Origin of the sequence: Brevibacterium sp. H602 (genome assembly GCF_051172395.1) — a bacterium.
In the GTDB taxonomy this organism is placed as follows: Bacteria; Actinomycetota; Actinomycetes; order Actinomycetales; family Brevibacteriaceae; genus Brevibacterium.
In genome coordinates this window covers 1-13051 of record NZ_JBPIZD010000018.1, presented here as the reverse complement: position 1 = coordinate 13051, position 13051 = coordinate 1, and the positions used below count along the sequence as shown (strand labels likewise).

The window sequence follows — 13051 nt, the reverse complement described above, 5'->3', positions numbered from 1 at the left end:
GTCAGGAGTCTCCGCCGGCCGTTCCCGAGGTGCCGGCGTTGACGTCGTTCAGACGATAACGGCGGGCCGCCTCGGCGGGGACCGATCCGTCGATCTCCCCGCGCTTGGCAAGCAGCTGCAGGGTGCGCACGACCATCGAATGCGCGTCGATCTTGAAGTGCCTGCGCGCGGCGGCACGGGTGTCGGAGAAGCCGAACCCGTCCGCGCCGAGGGTCGCGAAATCGTGGTCCAGGTACGGCCGGATGAGATCTGGCTGGGTGGAGTCGAAGTCGCTCGTGGCCACGATCGGGCCGGGCTGGCCCTCCAGTTTCTGACGCACGTACGGCACGCGGTCGGCCGCCTCGGCGCCGTCGGCGGCATCGAGCTCCGCGGCTTCGCATTCGAGGCCGTCGCGGCGCAGCTGCGCCCATGAGGTCACCGACCATACAGCGGCGTCGACGCCCCAATCGGCGGCGAGCAGATCCCGGGCCTCGAGAGCCCAGGGCACGGCCACACCGGAGGCGAGCAGCTGCGCTTGCGGACGGTCGCCCGCAGCCGCCTCGGCGACGCGGTGGATGCCCTTGAGGATGCCCTCGACGTCGACGTCCTCCGGTTCGGCGGGCTGGAGCATCGGTTCGTTGTACACGGTGAGGTAGTACATGACGTTGCGCGCGTCCTCGCCGAGGTCGTGCTCGCCGTACATGCGGTGCAGGCCGTCGCGGACGATGTGTCCGATCTCGTAGCCGTAGGCGGGGTCGTAGACGCGCACGGCGGGGTTCGTGGCCGCGAGCACCGGTGAGTGTCCGTCGGCGTGCTGGAGCCCTTCGCCGGTCAGGGTCGTCCGTCCGGCGGTGGCGCCGATGATGAACCCGCGGGTCATCTGGTCGCCGGCGGCCCAGAAGGCGTCGCCGGTGCGCTGGAACCCGAACATCGAGTAGAACACGTAGATCGGGATCATTGGTTCGCCGTGGGTGGAGTACGCGGTTCCCGCGGCGGTGAAGCCGGCTGCGGCACCGGCTTCGTTGATGCCCACGTGGAGGAGCTGACCGCTCACGGCTTCTTTGTACGAGAGGAACATCTCGCGGTCGACGGCGAGGTAGTTCTGCCCGTTCGGGTTGTAGATCTTCGCGGTCGGGAAGAACGCATCGATGCCGAAGGTGCGGGCCTCATCGGGGATGATGGGCACGATCCGCTCGCCCAGCCCCTTCTCTCGCATGAGGTCCTTGAGCAGCCGGACGAACGCCATCGTCGAGGCGGCCATCTGCTGCCCCGAGCCCTTCTTCGTCTGCGCGAACGCCTTGTCGCTGGGCGCGGGCAGGGAGATCTTGTTGTTCTCGGGTTTCCGTGCCGGCAGGAATCCGCCGAGCTGACGCCGACGATCGAGCATGTACTGGATCGCGTCGTCGTCCTTGCCCGGGTGGTAGTAGGGCACGGCGTACGGGTCGTCGTCGATGACCTTGTCGCTGATCGGAATGTCCATCCGGTCGCGGAACGCCTTGACGTCAGCGGCGGTGAACTTCTTCATCTGGTGGGTGGCGTTGCGGGACTCGAACGTCGTGCCCAGACCGTAGCCCTTGACGGTCTGCACGAGGATGACGGTCGGCTTGCCCTTGGTGTTCACGGCCTTCTGGTAGGCGGCGAAGACCTTGTGGTAGTCGTGGCCGCCGCGTTTGAGGTTCCAGATGTCGTCGTCGGAGAGGTGGTCGACGAGCCCCTTCGTGGCAGGGGTGCGGCCGAAGAAATTATCGCGGATGAATCCGCCGGATTCGGCCTTGAAGGTCTGATAGTCACCGTCGAGGGTCTCGTTCATGATCTTCACGAGGTCGCCGGTGCGGTCCTTGGCCAGCAGGTCGTCCCATTCGCGGCCCCACAGCACCTTGATGACGTCCCAGCCGGCGCCGGTGAAGGTCGCCTCGAGCTCCTGGACGATCTTGCCGTTTCCGCGCACGGGCCCGTCGAGGCGCTGGAGGTTGCAGTTGATGACGAAGGTGAGGTTGTCCAGCCCTTCATTCGCGGCCAGCTGCAGGGCGCCGCGCGATTCGGGTTCGTCCATCTCGCCGTCGCCGAGGAACGCCCACACCCGCTGATCCGAGGTGTCGGAGATGCCGCGATTGTGGAGGTAGCGGTTCATCTGCGCCTGGTAGATCGCGTTGATCGGCCCCAGACCCATCGACACGGTCGGGAACTGCCAGAACTCCGGCATCAGGCGCGGGTGCGGATACGAGCTCAGCCCGTGCGGGGCACGCGAGACCTCCTGCCGGAACCCGTCGAGGTCGGCCTCGGTCAGGCGGCCCTCGAGGAACGCCCTGGCGTACATTCCCGGTGAGGCATGGCCCTGGAAGAAGACCTGATCGCCGCCGCCGGGATGGTCCTGACCGCGGAAGAAGTTGTTGAATCCGATTTCGTAGAGCGTGGCGGCACCCGCGTAGGTGGAGATGTGCCCGCCCACGGAGATCTCGGGCCGCTGCGCGCGATGGACGAGCATGGCGGCGTTCCACCGCAGCCATCTGCGGAAGCGGCGCTCGACCTTCTCCTCGCCCGGATAGAACGGCTCCTGGTCAACGGGGATGGTGTTGACGTAGTCAGTGGTGGTGACCTTGGGCTGGGCAACGGAGTTCGTGGCCGCGCGTGCACGCAGCGCCTCCATGATCTCGCCCGCGCGCTGGGTTCCGCGCGCGCCGACGAGCCCTTCCCAGGACTCGATCCATTCATCGACCTCTTCGTCGACGCTTCCCCTCGGACTCGCCGAGGTTGTGTCCTGTGTCATATCGGGGTTTCCTTCTCACGGGGTCCGGGCTCCCGGAACAGTACCCCGGGAGCCCGGAGATGGAAAGTCCTGTCTCAGCAGGTGATGTTCAGATCTCAGCAGAAGCCGGCGACCTGTGCCCATGCGTCCTTGTTCTCGTCGACGCCTTCACGGGTGAAGGTGGCTTCGATGAGGCCGTAGGGGCGGTCGGCGACGATGAAGACCTCGTTCGGGTTCTCGAGCCCGAAACGTTCGATGTCATAGAGGAAGTGGTGCTTGTTCGGGCAGGAGAAGCGGATCTCGTCGATCTCCGGCACGGCCTCGATGACCTTCTCGCCCATCTGGTACAGCGTGTGCTGCAGGGCGTGGGAGAAGTGATCGGTGAAGGAGTCGAGGATGATCTCCTTGACCTTGGTGTACACGGCTTCGAAGTCGAGGTCGGTGGTGTTGTAGATCCACCGGGTGGCGATATCGGTCGCGAGGATCCGGTCCTGGGTCTCCGGCAGGGTCGTGTACTTGTCCTTCGGGTAGCCGACGAAGCCCGACTCCGTGGTCTTGAGCACGGTGAGTCCGTTGAAGCCGGAGATCAGCGTGTCCTTGTCGCCGTCACGGGTGAAGACGACGGTGCGGACCTCGGGAGCGGACTTGTAGAACGAGTGCTTGTGGTCGTTGATCCGGTCCCAGCCGTATTCTTCGGCTTCCCAGCGTCCGCCGGTGACCCAGTCGAAACTCGATGTGAAATGGTGGGCCAGGCCCATGAGGAACTGTTCGGGGGAGCTCACGCCCAGCTCCTTGGCCTTCGCGAAGACCGTGTTCTTCTGGGTGTCGGTGGCGACGACGTGCTCGTTGTCGCCTTCGGTGTGAGCGGTCTCGAAGTCGCCCCACAGCTGTGAGGTGACGTTGAGATCGCGGATCTCGTGGCGGTCGGTGTCGCGGTAGACCCGCATGAGTCGGTTCTCCGCCTTGCCGTACTGGTTCGATGTCAGTCGGACCTTGCTCATTTTCTTCCTCCAGTTCGTCGGCGTGCGCACCTGCTCACGCCGTGACCATTCGTTTGGCGAGGCCTGCCGGCAGTTCCCGGTCGGCTTCGGCGGTTTGTTGAGGATGGAGATCCTGCAGGGGGCCTGCTTCCCCTGTGAGCGATTGTGGGCGCGGCTCAGCTGCCGCGGTAGGTGCTGTAGGCGAAGGGGCTGAGCAGCAGCGGGATGTGATAGTGCTCCTGCCCGGCCTGGACGGTGAAGTCGATGGTGACCACGGGGTGGAAGTGATCGATCTCGCGGGCCGCGAAGTAGTCGCCGGTGCCGAAGACGATCCGGTAGTCCCCCGGCTCGAGGTGGTCGGGGCCGAAGTCGGAGACTCGCCCGTTGTCGTCGGTGCGAGCCGAGACGATGACTTCGCCGCCGGAGTAGAGAGTGACCTCGAGGTCGGCGGCGGGTGTGCCGACCATGGAGTCGAGTGCATGGGCGGTGATGAAGCTCATGAGAGGATCCCTTCGAGTCTCAGTTCGGCGATCTGGATGAGCTGCTGCCCGACCTCGGCGGTCTCATCCTCGGCTGTGTTGTCCATTCGGCGCTGCAGTTCGGAGAGGATCTCCTCAGGGGTGCGACCGGCGGCGCGGACGAGGAAGACGCGGTCGAAGCGATCTTCGTAGGCGGCGTTTCCGGCGGCCAGCTGGGATTGCACATCTGCTTCCAGGGTGCCGAGTCCGGCCTGTTCACGGCTCGAGTGGGCCGCCTCGGCGCTCTCGCCCTTCGCCTTCTCACCGATGCGCGGATGATGGGACATCGCCGCGTCGATCTCGGCGGTGGTCAGCGGTGCGGCGGCGCTGGACGCCGCCTTGGCGGAGTCGAGGTCGGCCAGGGGGCGGGCGTCGACGATCGCGTCGATCCACCGGTCGACGTCGAGGCAGGGACGCAGAATTCCGCGGGCATCATCGGCTGGGAGTCGGTTGAACTCGGCCAGGTCCACGGTGACCTCCTAGGCAGGCGCTGAATGACTTTCACCGTTCGGAATACCATTTCCGAACAACTGATCCGAGTCTGCTGGGCGCCATCGGCAATGTCAAATTGCTCACACATTTTATGGAAACTTTCTTCCGTATGGTGGATACTGTTTGTGTGGCAACCGCCGCACACCCGACCATCGACGATGAGGTTGAATGAGTGCATGAGCCTGACAACGACAGATCAGACCCCGTCAATCGTCTGCGCCCCTGACTCCTTCAAGGGCTCAGCCTCCGCTCCTGCCGCCGCGGCCGCCATGGCCCGCGGCGCCCGCGCAGTCTTCCCCGGCGCACGGGTCACCGAACTGCCGTTCGCCGACGGCGGGGAGGGCACGCTCGATGCCCTGCTCGCCGTCTGGGGAACCCGGCCGCGCACCGTCGACACGGTCGATGCCCTGGGCAGGGCCGCCTCGGCGGACTTCGGCCTCTCCCCTGACGGAAAGACCGCGGTCATCGAGGCGGCCCAAGCCAATGGCCTGCCGCAGGTCTCGGACGTGGAGCTGCAGCCCGAACGCGCCGATACCTACGGCGTCGGGCTCATCGCGGCCGCGGCACTCGACCTCGGCGTCGAGGAGATCCTGCTGTGCATCGGCGGCTCGGCGAGCACGGACGGCGGAACCGGACTACTGTCCGCCCTCGGCGCACGCTTCACCGACGCTGCAGGTCAGCCGGTCACACCGGGCGGAGGCGGCCTGGCCGCGATCGCTGCGGTGGACACTTCGGGGCTGGACCGGCGGGCGACGGCAGTGCGGTGGCGCATCGCCGTCGATGTCGACAATCCGCTCACCGGGCCCCGCGGGGCCGCTGCGGTCTTCGGTCCGCAGAAGGGGGCGGACGCGGACTCGGTGGCCGTGCTCGATTCCGGACTCGGTCATTTGGCCGAGGTGCTCACCGACACCTCTGCCGAGGCAGAAGACCTGGCGGCGATGCCGGGGTTCGGGGCTGCCGGCGGGATTCCGCTGGCGCTGACGACGCTGCTCGGCGCCGAGGTGGTGCCCGGATCGACGATGGTCGCCGAGGCCGTGGGACTGTCCGAGACCCTGGCCGACGCCGATCTCGTGCTCACGGGAGAGGGGTCCTTCGATTCCCAATCCTTGGGCGGGAAAGTCGTCGCGGCCGTGCGGGACCATGCCCCCGCCTCGGCGAGGGTGATCGTCATCGCCGGTCGGGTCGGCCTGACCGCCGCGGAATGTCGGGACGCCGGGATCACGGCGGCGTTGTCGATCGCTCCGGGGCCGGCGGACCTGGCCACCCTGTCCGAGCGCGCCGAGGCGCTCATCGAGGACACGGCTGCGCAGGCGTGCGCACTCGCGGCCGTCTGACACACCATTTCAACCTGCCACTCCATTTCAACGACGAAAGGACGCACCATGACCACGACCACTCAGATTCGGCTCGCTGTCGGAGACATCGCTCCCGACTTCACGCTCACCGACGCGGAGGGACGGACCGTGTCGAAGGCGGACTATGCCGGCCGCAGCGTCATCCTCTACTTCTACCCGAAGGCCGCATCGCCGGGCTGCACGACGGAGGCCTGCGATTTCCGGGACAACCTCTCGGCGTTGGCGGCCGCGGGCTTCGAGGTCCTCGGGGTCTCCCCCGATGACACCGAATCGCTCAAGGAGTTCGCCGCCGAGGAGGGGCTGACCTTCTCGCTGCTCTCCGACCCGGGCGCTGCGGTGGCGAAGGCCTACGGCAGCTATGGACAGAAGACGGTCGGCGAGCACACGTTCCAGGGCACTCAGCGCTCGACCTTCGTCATCGGCGCCGACGGCACGCTCACCCACGCCGAGTACAACGTCGACGCCCGCGGCCACGTCGCCCGCCTCCGCGACGAGCTCAACGCTTGACCCTCCAATTACTACCTGGCGGCGGCCGTGCCACCTCGCGCGAGGTGGCACCACCGCCGCCACCTGCGTCTGGGAGCGTTTCCGGGCACTCAGTTCGTGCGCAGCCGGGTGGCGAGCTCACCGAGGATCCGCTCGAACGGAGCCGCACGGAAGAGATCGCCGTATGTGAGCCGGATGATCGTGTACCCCCTGGCTTCGAGTGCGGCCTGACGCGCCTTCTCCGCGGCGATGCTCTCTTCCGGCGAACGTCCATTCATCGTGTACTTCTCCATGCCGTCGATCTCGATGATCAGACGGGCATCGTGATTGCAGAAGTCGACTCGGGCGACAACGCCTCCGGAGTGGTCGAAGAATTCGACTTGCGGTTCGAAGCCGATGATTCCGTGCTCAAAGAAGCGCACTGCTGCGATCGACTCCGACGGGGCTTCGCGCCTGCCGTCGGTGAGGTCGAGGGCGCGCAGCACCGCCGCGTCCCCGCGTAATTCGGGGCATTCGGCCAGCACCGCCTCGATGCGGAATCGCGCGGTGCGGCGTCGGCGGATCACCTCGTCGAGCATCGGCACCGACATATCGGGTCCGTAGTCGCGGGCGACGTCGATGAGCGTCCGTTCCATCGTCGTCACCGCATAGATGCCGACCATCTGGCGATGTGGTGACGGAACCTCTCTGTCCCGGACATAGAGGTGCTTGTACTTGCGGCTGATGTTGGGACGCAGCACCTCCACCCTGGACTCGGCCGGATAGGCGATCGGGAGGCCGTGGATGAGCGCCGCCGACAGATGCGAGAAGACCTCGCGCCCCTTCGTCACTCGCCACCGTCCAGACGCGGTGTGGATCTTCTCAGCCCGAGTCCGGATGAGTACGCGAAGACGCTCGATCTCATCACGCATGTCGCCGTGGTGGCCGAACTCCTCGAAGTCCTCTTCACTCAGTGCCGACCAGATCGGCTCATGTCGCGCGTCCGTGCAGGAGCCGGTGGCCACATATCGTCCTCGCGCTACGCGTTCGAGGCAGCACTTCTCCCCGCGCCGAATCTCGTCTTTGGTGAACCCGAGCCGATAGAGCTTCTGCGTCGTCATACTTAGGTACATGACACCAAACTGCACTCTTGACCATCAAAAGACAATACCTGAGAACAACCTGTGGATAACTTCTCCCCACAACTACCTGACGGCGGCCGTGCTACCTCGCGCGAGGTGGCACGGCCGCCGTCAGGTAGTAAATCAGCGGGCGTTGAGGAGTCGGCCCGCCGGGGTCTCGAAGTCGACCGGGGCTCCGCGCAGCACCGTCTGTGTGACCCGACCGCGGACGGTGCGGGTGTCATAAGCGCTGATCTGGTTGCGGTGCCAGAGCTCTGTGGCCTTCACGGTCCACTCCTCGTCGGGAGCGAAGACGGCGAAGTCCGCGTCATTGCCCTCGGCGATCGCTCCCTTGCCTTCGACCCGCGCCACGGCTGCCGGTGCCGCGGACATCCAGCGGACCACCTCGGCGAGGTCGATTCCGCGCTTGGCGGCTTCGGTCCACACGAGGGAGAGTCCCAGCTGCAGCGACGAGATTCCGCCCCATGCGGCACCGAAATCGCCGGTGTCGAGCAGCTTGAGCTCGGCCGTTGAGGGCGAGTGGTCGGAGACGATGCAGTCGATCGTGCCGTCGATGAGCCCCTGCCACAGCGCTTCCCGGTTCGATTCCTCGCGGATCGGCGGGCAGCACTTGTGCGTGGTCGCCCCGTCCGGGATCTCCTCGGCGGTGAAGACGAGGTAGTGCGGGCAGGTCTCGACGGTGAGCTTGATGCCCTCGGCCTTGGCCGCGGCGATCTGGTCAAGCGCATCCGCCGAGGACAGGTGCAGAATGTGCGCCCGGGCCCCGGTCTCCCGGGCGGCGTCGATGACCCGGCCGATCGCGACGTTCTCGGCCTCGCGAGGGCGTGTGGCGAGGAAGTCGGCGAACTTCGGACCCGAGTTCTTCGGCGCCGACGTCATCACCTCGTGGTCCTCGGCGTGGACGATGAGCATTCCGTCGAAGGAGGCGATCTCGGTCATGTCCGCCTTCATCTCGGCCGGCTCCAACGGCGGGAATTCCTCGACGCCGGAGTCCTCGAGGAAGCATTTGAAGCCGTAGACGCCGGCCTCATGCAGGGGCCGCAGATCCGCGGTGTTGCCGGGGATCGCCCCTCCCCAGAAGCCGACGTCGACGAAGGCCTTGGGCTCGGCGACCTCGCGTTTCGTCTCCAGGGCTGCGATGTTGACCGTCGGCGGCAGCGAGTTCAGCGGCATGTCGACGATCGTCGTCACTCCCCCGGCCGCGGCCGCGCGGGTGGCGCTGGCGAAGCCCTCCCACTCGGCGCGACCGGGATCATTGACGTGGACGTGGGAGTCGACGAGACCGGGCAGCAGCACCTGATCATCCCCGATTTCGATGACTTTCACCTCCGCCGAGGCGGCTGTGCCCAGATCCTGTCCACCGCGGGCGATCTCGGCGATCTTCCCGTCCCTGACCCCGATCGTCACCGGTTCGATGCCCTCAGGCAGCAGAGCCTTCTCGGCATGGATGATCAGGTCGAAGTCGGCGTCGTTGCTCAATGTTCCTCCTCGGTCGCCCGCCCTTGTGGGCCGGTGGATGCAGTTTCGGTATACCGTTCTAGACTACTCGGCTCGGGCGGTTCGGCCCAGCCCTCCCGCGGTTCGACCCAGCGAGACCGGGCCCCACCCTATTTCGCCGCGGCCAGTTCGCCCATCGGGCTCAGCGCCGTCGGGGCATCGGCCGGGGTCTGGGCGAGGGTCTCGAACTCGTTGATCTGATCGAGGGCAGTTCCCATCGAAATGTTCGTGACCCGCTCGAGGATGACCTCGACGACCACGGGCACCTGGTGTTCGTCCATGAGTTCCTTGGCCACCCGCAGGCCTTCGCCGATGAGTTCGGGATCCTCGACCCGCAGCGCCTTGCACCCGAGCCCCTGGGCCACGGCCACATGGTCGACGCCGTATCCGGAGGATGCGGAACCGGCGGCGTTGATGTTCTCGAAGGCCAGCGACACCTCGTAGTCCATCTCGAATCCGCGCTGGGACTGGCGGATGAGTCCCAGGTAGGAGTTGTTGACGACGACGTGGACATAGGGGATCTTGTGCTGCGCGCCGACTGCGAGCTCTTCGATCATGAACTGGAAGTCGTAGTCACCGGACAGCGCCACCACGGTCTCGCCTGGCTTGCCCTTGGCCACGCCGAGTGCCGCGGGTCCAGTCCAGCCCAGCGGTCCGGCCTGGCCGGCGTTGATCCAGTGCCGGGGCCGGTAGACGTGGAGCATCTGGGCTCCGGCGATCTGGCTCAGTCCGATCGTCGAGACGTAGGTGACGTCCTGGCCGAACGCCCGGTTCATCTCCTGGTAGACGCGCTGCGGCTTGATCGGCATCTCGGTGAAGTTCGTCTTCCGATGCTCGGTCGACTTCCGCGCCGTGCACTCATCGGCCCAGCCGGTGAAGTCCGGCAGTCCGCCCGACCGGGCGCGCGCCGCCTCCAGCAGGGCATCGAGGGCTGCGCCGGCGTCCGAGGCGACCCCGAAATCCGGGGCGAAGACGCGGCCGATCTGCGTCGGTTCGATGTCGATGTGGACGAACTTCCGACCCTTCCGGTACACGTTCAGATCACCGGTGTGGCGGTTGGCCCAGCGGTTGCCGATGCCGATGACGAGGTCGGATTCGAGGAAGCTCGCGTTGCCGTAGCGCACGTGCGTCTGGATTCCGACCATGCCCGCGGCCAGCGGGTGGTCATCGGGGATCACGCCCCAGCCCATGAGGGTCGGTGACACCGGGATGGAAGTGAGTTCGGCGAATTCGACGAGCCGGTCGGCGGCGTCGGCGTTGATGATTCCCCCGCCGGCGATGATGATGGGGTGTTCCGCCTCGGCGATGAGATCGAGGATCTTCTCCGCCTGCGCCGAGGTGGCCGCGGGCTTGGCCGGGGTCAGCGGTTCGTAGGCGTCGATGTCGAATTCGATCTCGGTCTGCTGCACGTCGATGGGCAGGTCGATGAGCACGGGTCCGGGACGGGCCGAGCGCATGAGCTGGAAGGCGGTCTGGAAGACGCCGGGCACCTGCCCGGCTTCGAGCACCGTCTTGGCCATCTTCGTCACGGGCTTCGCGATCGAGGCGATGTCGACGGCTTGGAAGTCCTCCTTGTCGAGCACGGCGACGGGCGCCTGGCCGGTGATGCACAGAATCGGCTGGGAGTCCGCGGCCGCGGCGTAGAGCCCGGTGATCATGTCGGTGCCGGCCGGGCCCGAGGTGCCCAGGCAGACTCCGATGTTGCCCGGTGCCGAACGGGTGTATCCGTCGGCCATATGCGAGGCTCCCTCGACGTGCCGGGCCAGGGTGTGGCAGATTCCGCCGTGAGCCTTCATCGCCGAGTACAGCGGGTTGATCGCCGCCCCGGGCAGGCCGAAGGTCTCGGTGGCGCCTTCCTTTTCGAGGATGAGCACTGCGGCGTCGACTGCGCGCATGCGTGTCATGGTTCGTCCTTTGTTCGTGAGCCGGCGACGACGCTGTCGCCGGCTCGGTTCGGGGTTGAGTGGTGAGATCACCGGCGCCGAGGCGGTCGTTCAGTTCTCGTTCTTGCCGGAGAGGGCTTCGACGACGGTGAAGAGACCCGAATGATCGAGACCTCCGTTGCCCTGCTGCACGGTTGCGGCGACGAGCTGGGCGACCGTGGCGCCGAGCGGGATCGCCACTCCTGCCTCGCGGGCGGCGGCGGTGACGATGCCCATGTCCTTGTGGTGGAGTTCGAGCCGGAATCCGGGGTCGAAGGAGCGGTCGAGCATCTTCTGGCCCTTCTGATCGAGCACCTTGGATCCGGCCAGCCCGCCGCCGAGGACCTGCAGTGCCGCACCCGTTTCGACTCCATAGGCTTCGAGGAAGACGACGGCTTCGGCGAGGAGTCCGATATTGCCGGCGACCATGAGCTGGTTCGCGGCCTTGACCGTCTGGCCGGCTCCCGAGGGGCCGACGAGGACAATGGTCTTGCCGACGGCTTCGAAGACGTCGGAGACCGCATCGAAGTCGGCCTGGTCGCCGCCGACCATGACAGAGAGGACACCGTCGACGGCTCCGGGTTCGCCGCCGGAGACGGGGGCGTCGAGCGGTTTGAGGCCAGCAGCCTTGGCCCGTTCGGCCAAGTCCTTCGCGACATCGGGGCGGATGGTGGAGAAGTCGATCCAGGTGGACCCGGCAGACGCGTGGGCGAGGATTCCGTCGTCGCTGGTGAGCACGGCTTCGACGTCGGGTGAGTCGGGAACCATGGTGATGATGACGTCGGCCCCGTCCACCGCCTCGGCGATGGTGGCGGCGGCACTGCCTCCCGCCTCGGCGAGCGTTTGGGCCTTGGCCGGGGTGCGGTTGAAGCCGCGGACGTCGAATCCGGCGTTAACGAGGTTCTTGGCCATGGGCAGGCCCATGATTCCGAGTCCGATGAAAGCGATGGTCTTGGACATGGTGGGGGTTTCCTTCGAGTCGTCGGTGGTGAGGTTCAGGCAGTCTGGGCGGCGCGGTCGAGCCAGTCGAAGGCCGTGGCGCGATCCTGTTTGTATTCGAGTGCCACGGCTCCGGTGTAGCCGAGGTCGTAGGCGCGGTCGATCCACTGGCGCAGCGGCAGCGACCCGGTTCCCGGTGCCCCGCGGCCATCGGCGTCGGCGATCTGGATGTGGCCGAAGTTGGCGGCTTCGGCCTCGATGACGGCCGCGACGTCGTCGCCGTTGACGTGCATGTGGTAGAAGTCGGCGAGCACGGCGATGTTCTCGGATCCGTCGGCGCGGACCCGAGCAACCACCTCGGCGGCGTCGGCGTAGCGCTTGAGCGGGTAGGCCTCGGCTCCGGAGACGGGTTCGACGAGGACGGTCCCGCCGATTTCGGCGACCTTGCCGGCGGCCAGCGCGAGGTTGGCGGCGGCGGTGGCGTCCTGAGAGGCGGAGTCCTGGCCGTTGGTGCGCAGCCCGTAGAGGGCGTTGAATGCGCGGCAGCCGGTGCGACGGCCGATTTCGACGACGATGTCGACGTTCTTCGCGAAGTCCTCTTCGGCGCCGATGATCGAGACCATTCCGCGATCGCCGGCTGCCATGTTCCCGGCCCAGAAGTTCAGGCCTTTGAGGGCGACGCCTGCGGATTCGAGGGAGGCGATGAACTCATCGACCTCCGCCGAGGTGGGGCTCGGGTTCCCGTCGAAGGGCCACCAGAATTCGAGCTCGTCGAAACCGGCGTCCTTCGCGGCCTGGGCGCGCTCGAGAACGGGCAGTTCGGTGAGCAGGGTGGAGCAGTTGAGGACGTAGCTGCCAGGTGAGGTGAAGTTCTGGGACATGGAGCTCTCCTTTGAGTTGCCGCTGTTTTCCGTATTGTGGAAGTTTGTTTCCATTCCGTGAAATCAGCATAAGTCGGCCGTGGAGTTCCCGTCAAGACCTTTCCCCCAGAACTACCTGACGGCGGCCCAGCAACC

11 protein-coding genes are annotated in these 13051 nt (G+C 66.4%); 2 read left to right on the top strand and 9 right to left on the bottom strand.

From position 1 onward, the window contains the following. Window position 1 precedes the first annotated feature (1 nt). The 4 genes from aceE to uraD form a co-directional block, all read right to left on the bottom strand. Window positions 2-2746, bottom strand: a complete 2745-nt coding sequence (gene aceE, locus ACSBQT_RS13440) for a pyruvate dehydrogenase (acetyl-transferring), homodimeric type (RefSeq protein ID WP_410710843.1) — start codon at window positions 2744-2746, stop codon at window positions 2-4. A gap of 95 nt (window positions 2747-2841) precedes the next feature. Next, window positions 2842-3726: a factor-independent urate hydroxylase gene (gene pucL, locus ACSBQT_RS13435; RefSeq protein WP_410710844.1), complete on the bottom strand. Its 885-nt coding sequence runs from the start codon at window positions 3724-3726 to the stop codon at window positions 2842-2844. Window positions 3727-3881: 155 nt separating this feature from the next. Continuing rightward, window positions 3882-4205 carry a hydroxyisourate hydrolase gene (gene uraH / locus ACSBQT_RS13430; RefSeq protein ID WP_410710845.1) on the bottom strand — a complete coding sequence of 108 codons (324 nt, stop codon included), beginning with the start codon at window positions 4203-4205 and terminating at the stop codon, window positions 3882-3884. Further along, window positions 4202-4693, bottom strand: a complete 492-nt coding sequence (gene uraD, locus ACSBQT_RS13425; protein ID WP_410710846.1) for a 2-oxo-4-hydroxy-4-carboxy-5-ureidoimidazoline decarboxylase — start codon at window positions 4691-4693, stop codon at window positions 4202-4204. The genes uraH and uraD overlap by 4 nt, the downstream gene beginning before the upstream one ends. Window positions 4694-4891: 198 nt before the next feature. On the opposite strand from uraD, the gene ACSBQT_RS13420 reads away from it, so the two are divergent. Next, on the top strand, window positions 4892-6049 hold the full coding sequence (locus tag ACSBQT_RS13420) for a glycerate kinase (RefSeq protein WP_410710847.1): 1158 nt from the start codon (window positions 4892-4894) through the stop codon (window positions 6047-6049). A gap of 48 nt (window positions 6050-6097) precedes the next feature. After that, window positions 6098-6577: a peroxiredoxin gene (locus tag ACSBQT_RS13415; protein WP_410710848.1), complete on the top strand. Its 480-nt coding sequence runs from the start codon at window positions 6098-6100 to the stop codon at window positions 6575-6577. Between the two features lie 89 nt (window positions 6578-6666). On the opposite strand, the gene ACSBQT_RS13410 is transcribed toward ACSBQT_RS13415, so the two are convergent. From ACSBQT_RS13410 to ACSBQT_RS13390, 5 genes are all read right to left on the bottom strand, one after another. Beyond that, window positions 6667-7656 carry a DUF559 domain-containing protein gene (locus tag ACSBQT_RS13410; RefSeq protein ID WP_410710849.1) on the bottom strand — a complete coding sequence of 330 codons (990 nt, stop codon included), beginning with the start codon at window positions 7654-7656 and terminating at the stop codon, window positions 6667-6669. Between the two features lie 144 nt (window positions 7657-7800). Then, complete coding sequence (gene allB, locus ACSBQT_RS13405) at window positions 7801-9156, bottom strand: allantoinase AllB (RefSeq protein WP_410710850.1); 1356 nt, start codon at window positions 9154-9156, stop codon at window positions 7801-7803. 128 nt (window positions 9157-9284) lie between these two features. After that, the gene (gene gcl / locus ACSBQT_RS13400) at window positions 9285-11078 is read right to left on the bottom strand and encodes a glyoxylate carboligase (RefSeq protein WP_410710851.1); all 1794 of its coding nucleotides are present in this window, start codon (window positions 11076-11078) and stop codon (window positions 9285-9287) included. 90 nt (window positions 11079-11168) lie between these two features. Then, window positions 11169-12056, bottom strand: coding sequence for a 2-hydroxy-3-oxopropionate reductase (locus tag ACSBQT_RS13395; protein ID WP_410710852.1), 888 nt, complete (start codon window positions 12054-12056; stop codon window positions 11169-11171). A gap of 35 nt (window positions 12057-12091) precedes the next feature. Next, complete coding sequence (locus ACSBQT_RS13390; protein WP_410710853.1) at window positions 12092-12916, bottom strand: hydroxypyruvate isomerase family protein; 825 nt, start codon at window positions 12914-12916, stop codon at window positions 12092-12094. Between the last annotated feature and the right edge of the window lie 135 nt (window positions 12917-13051).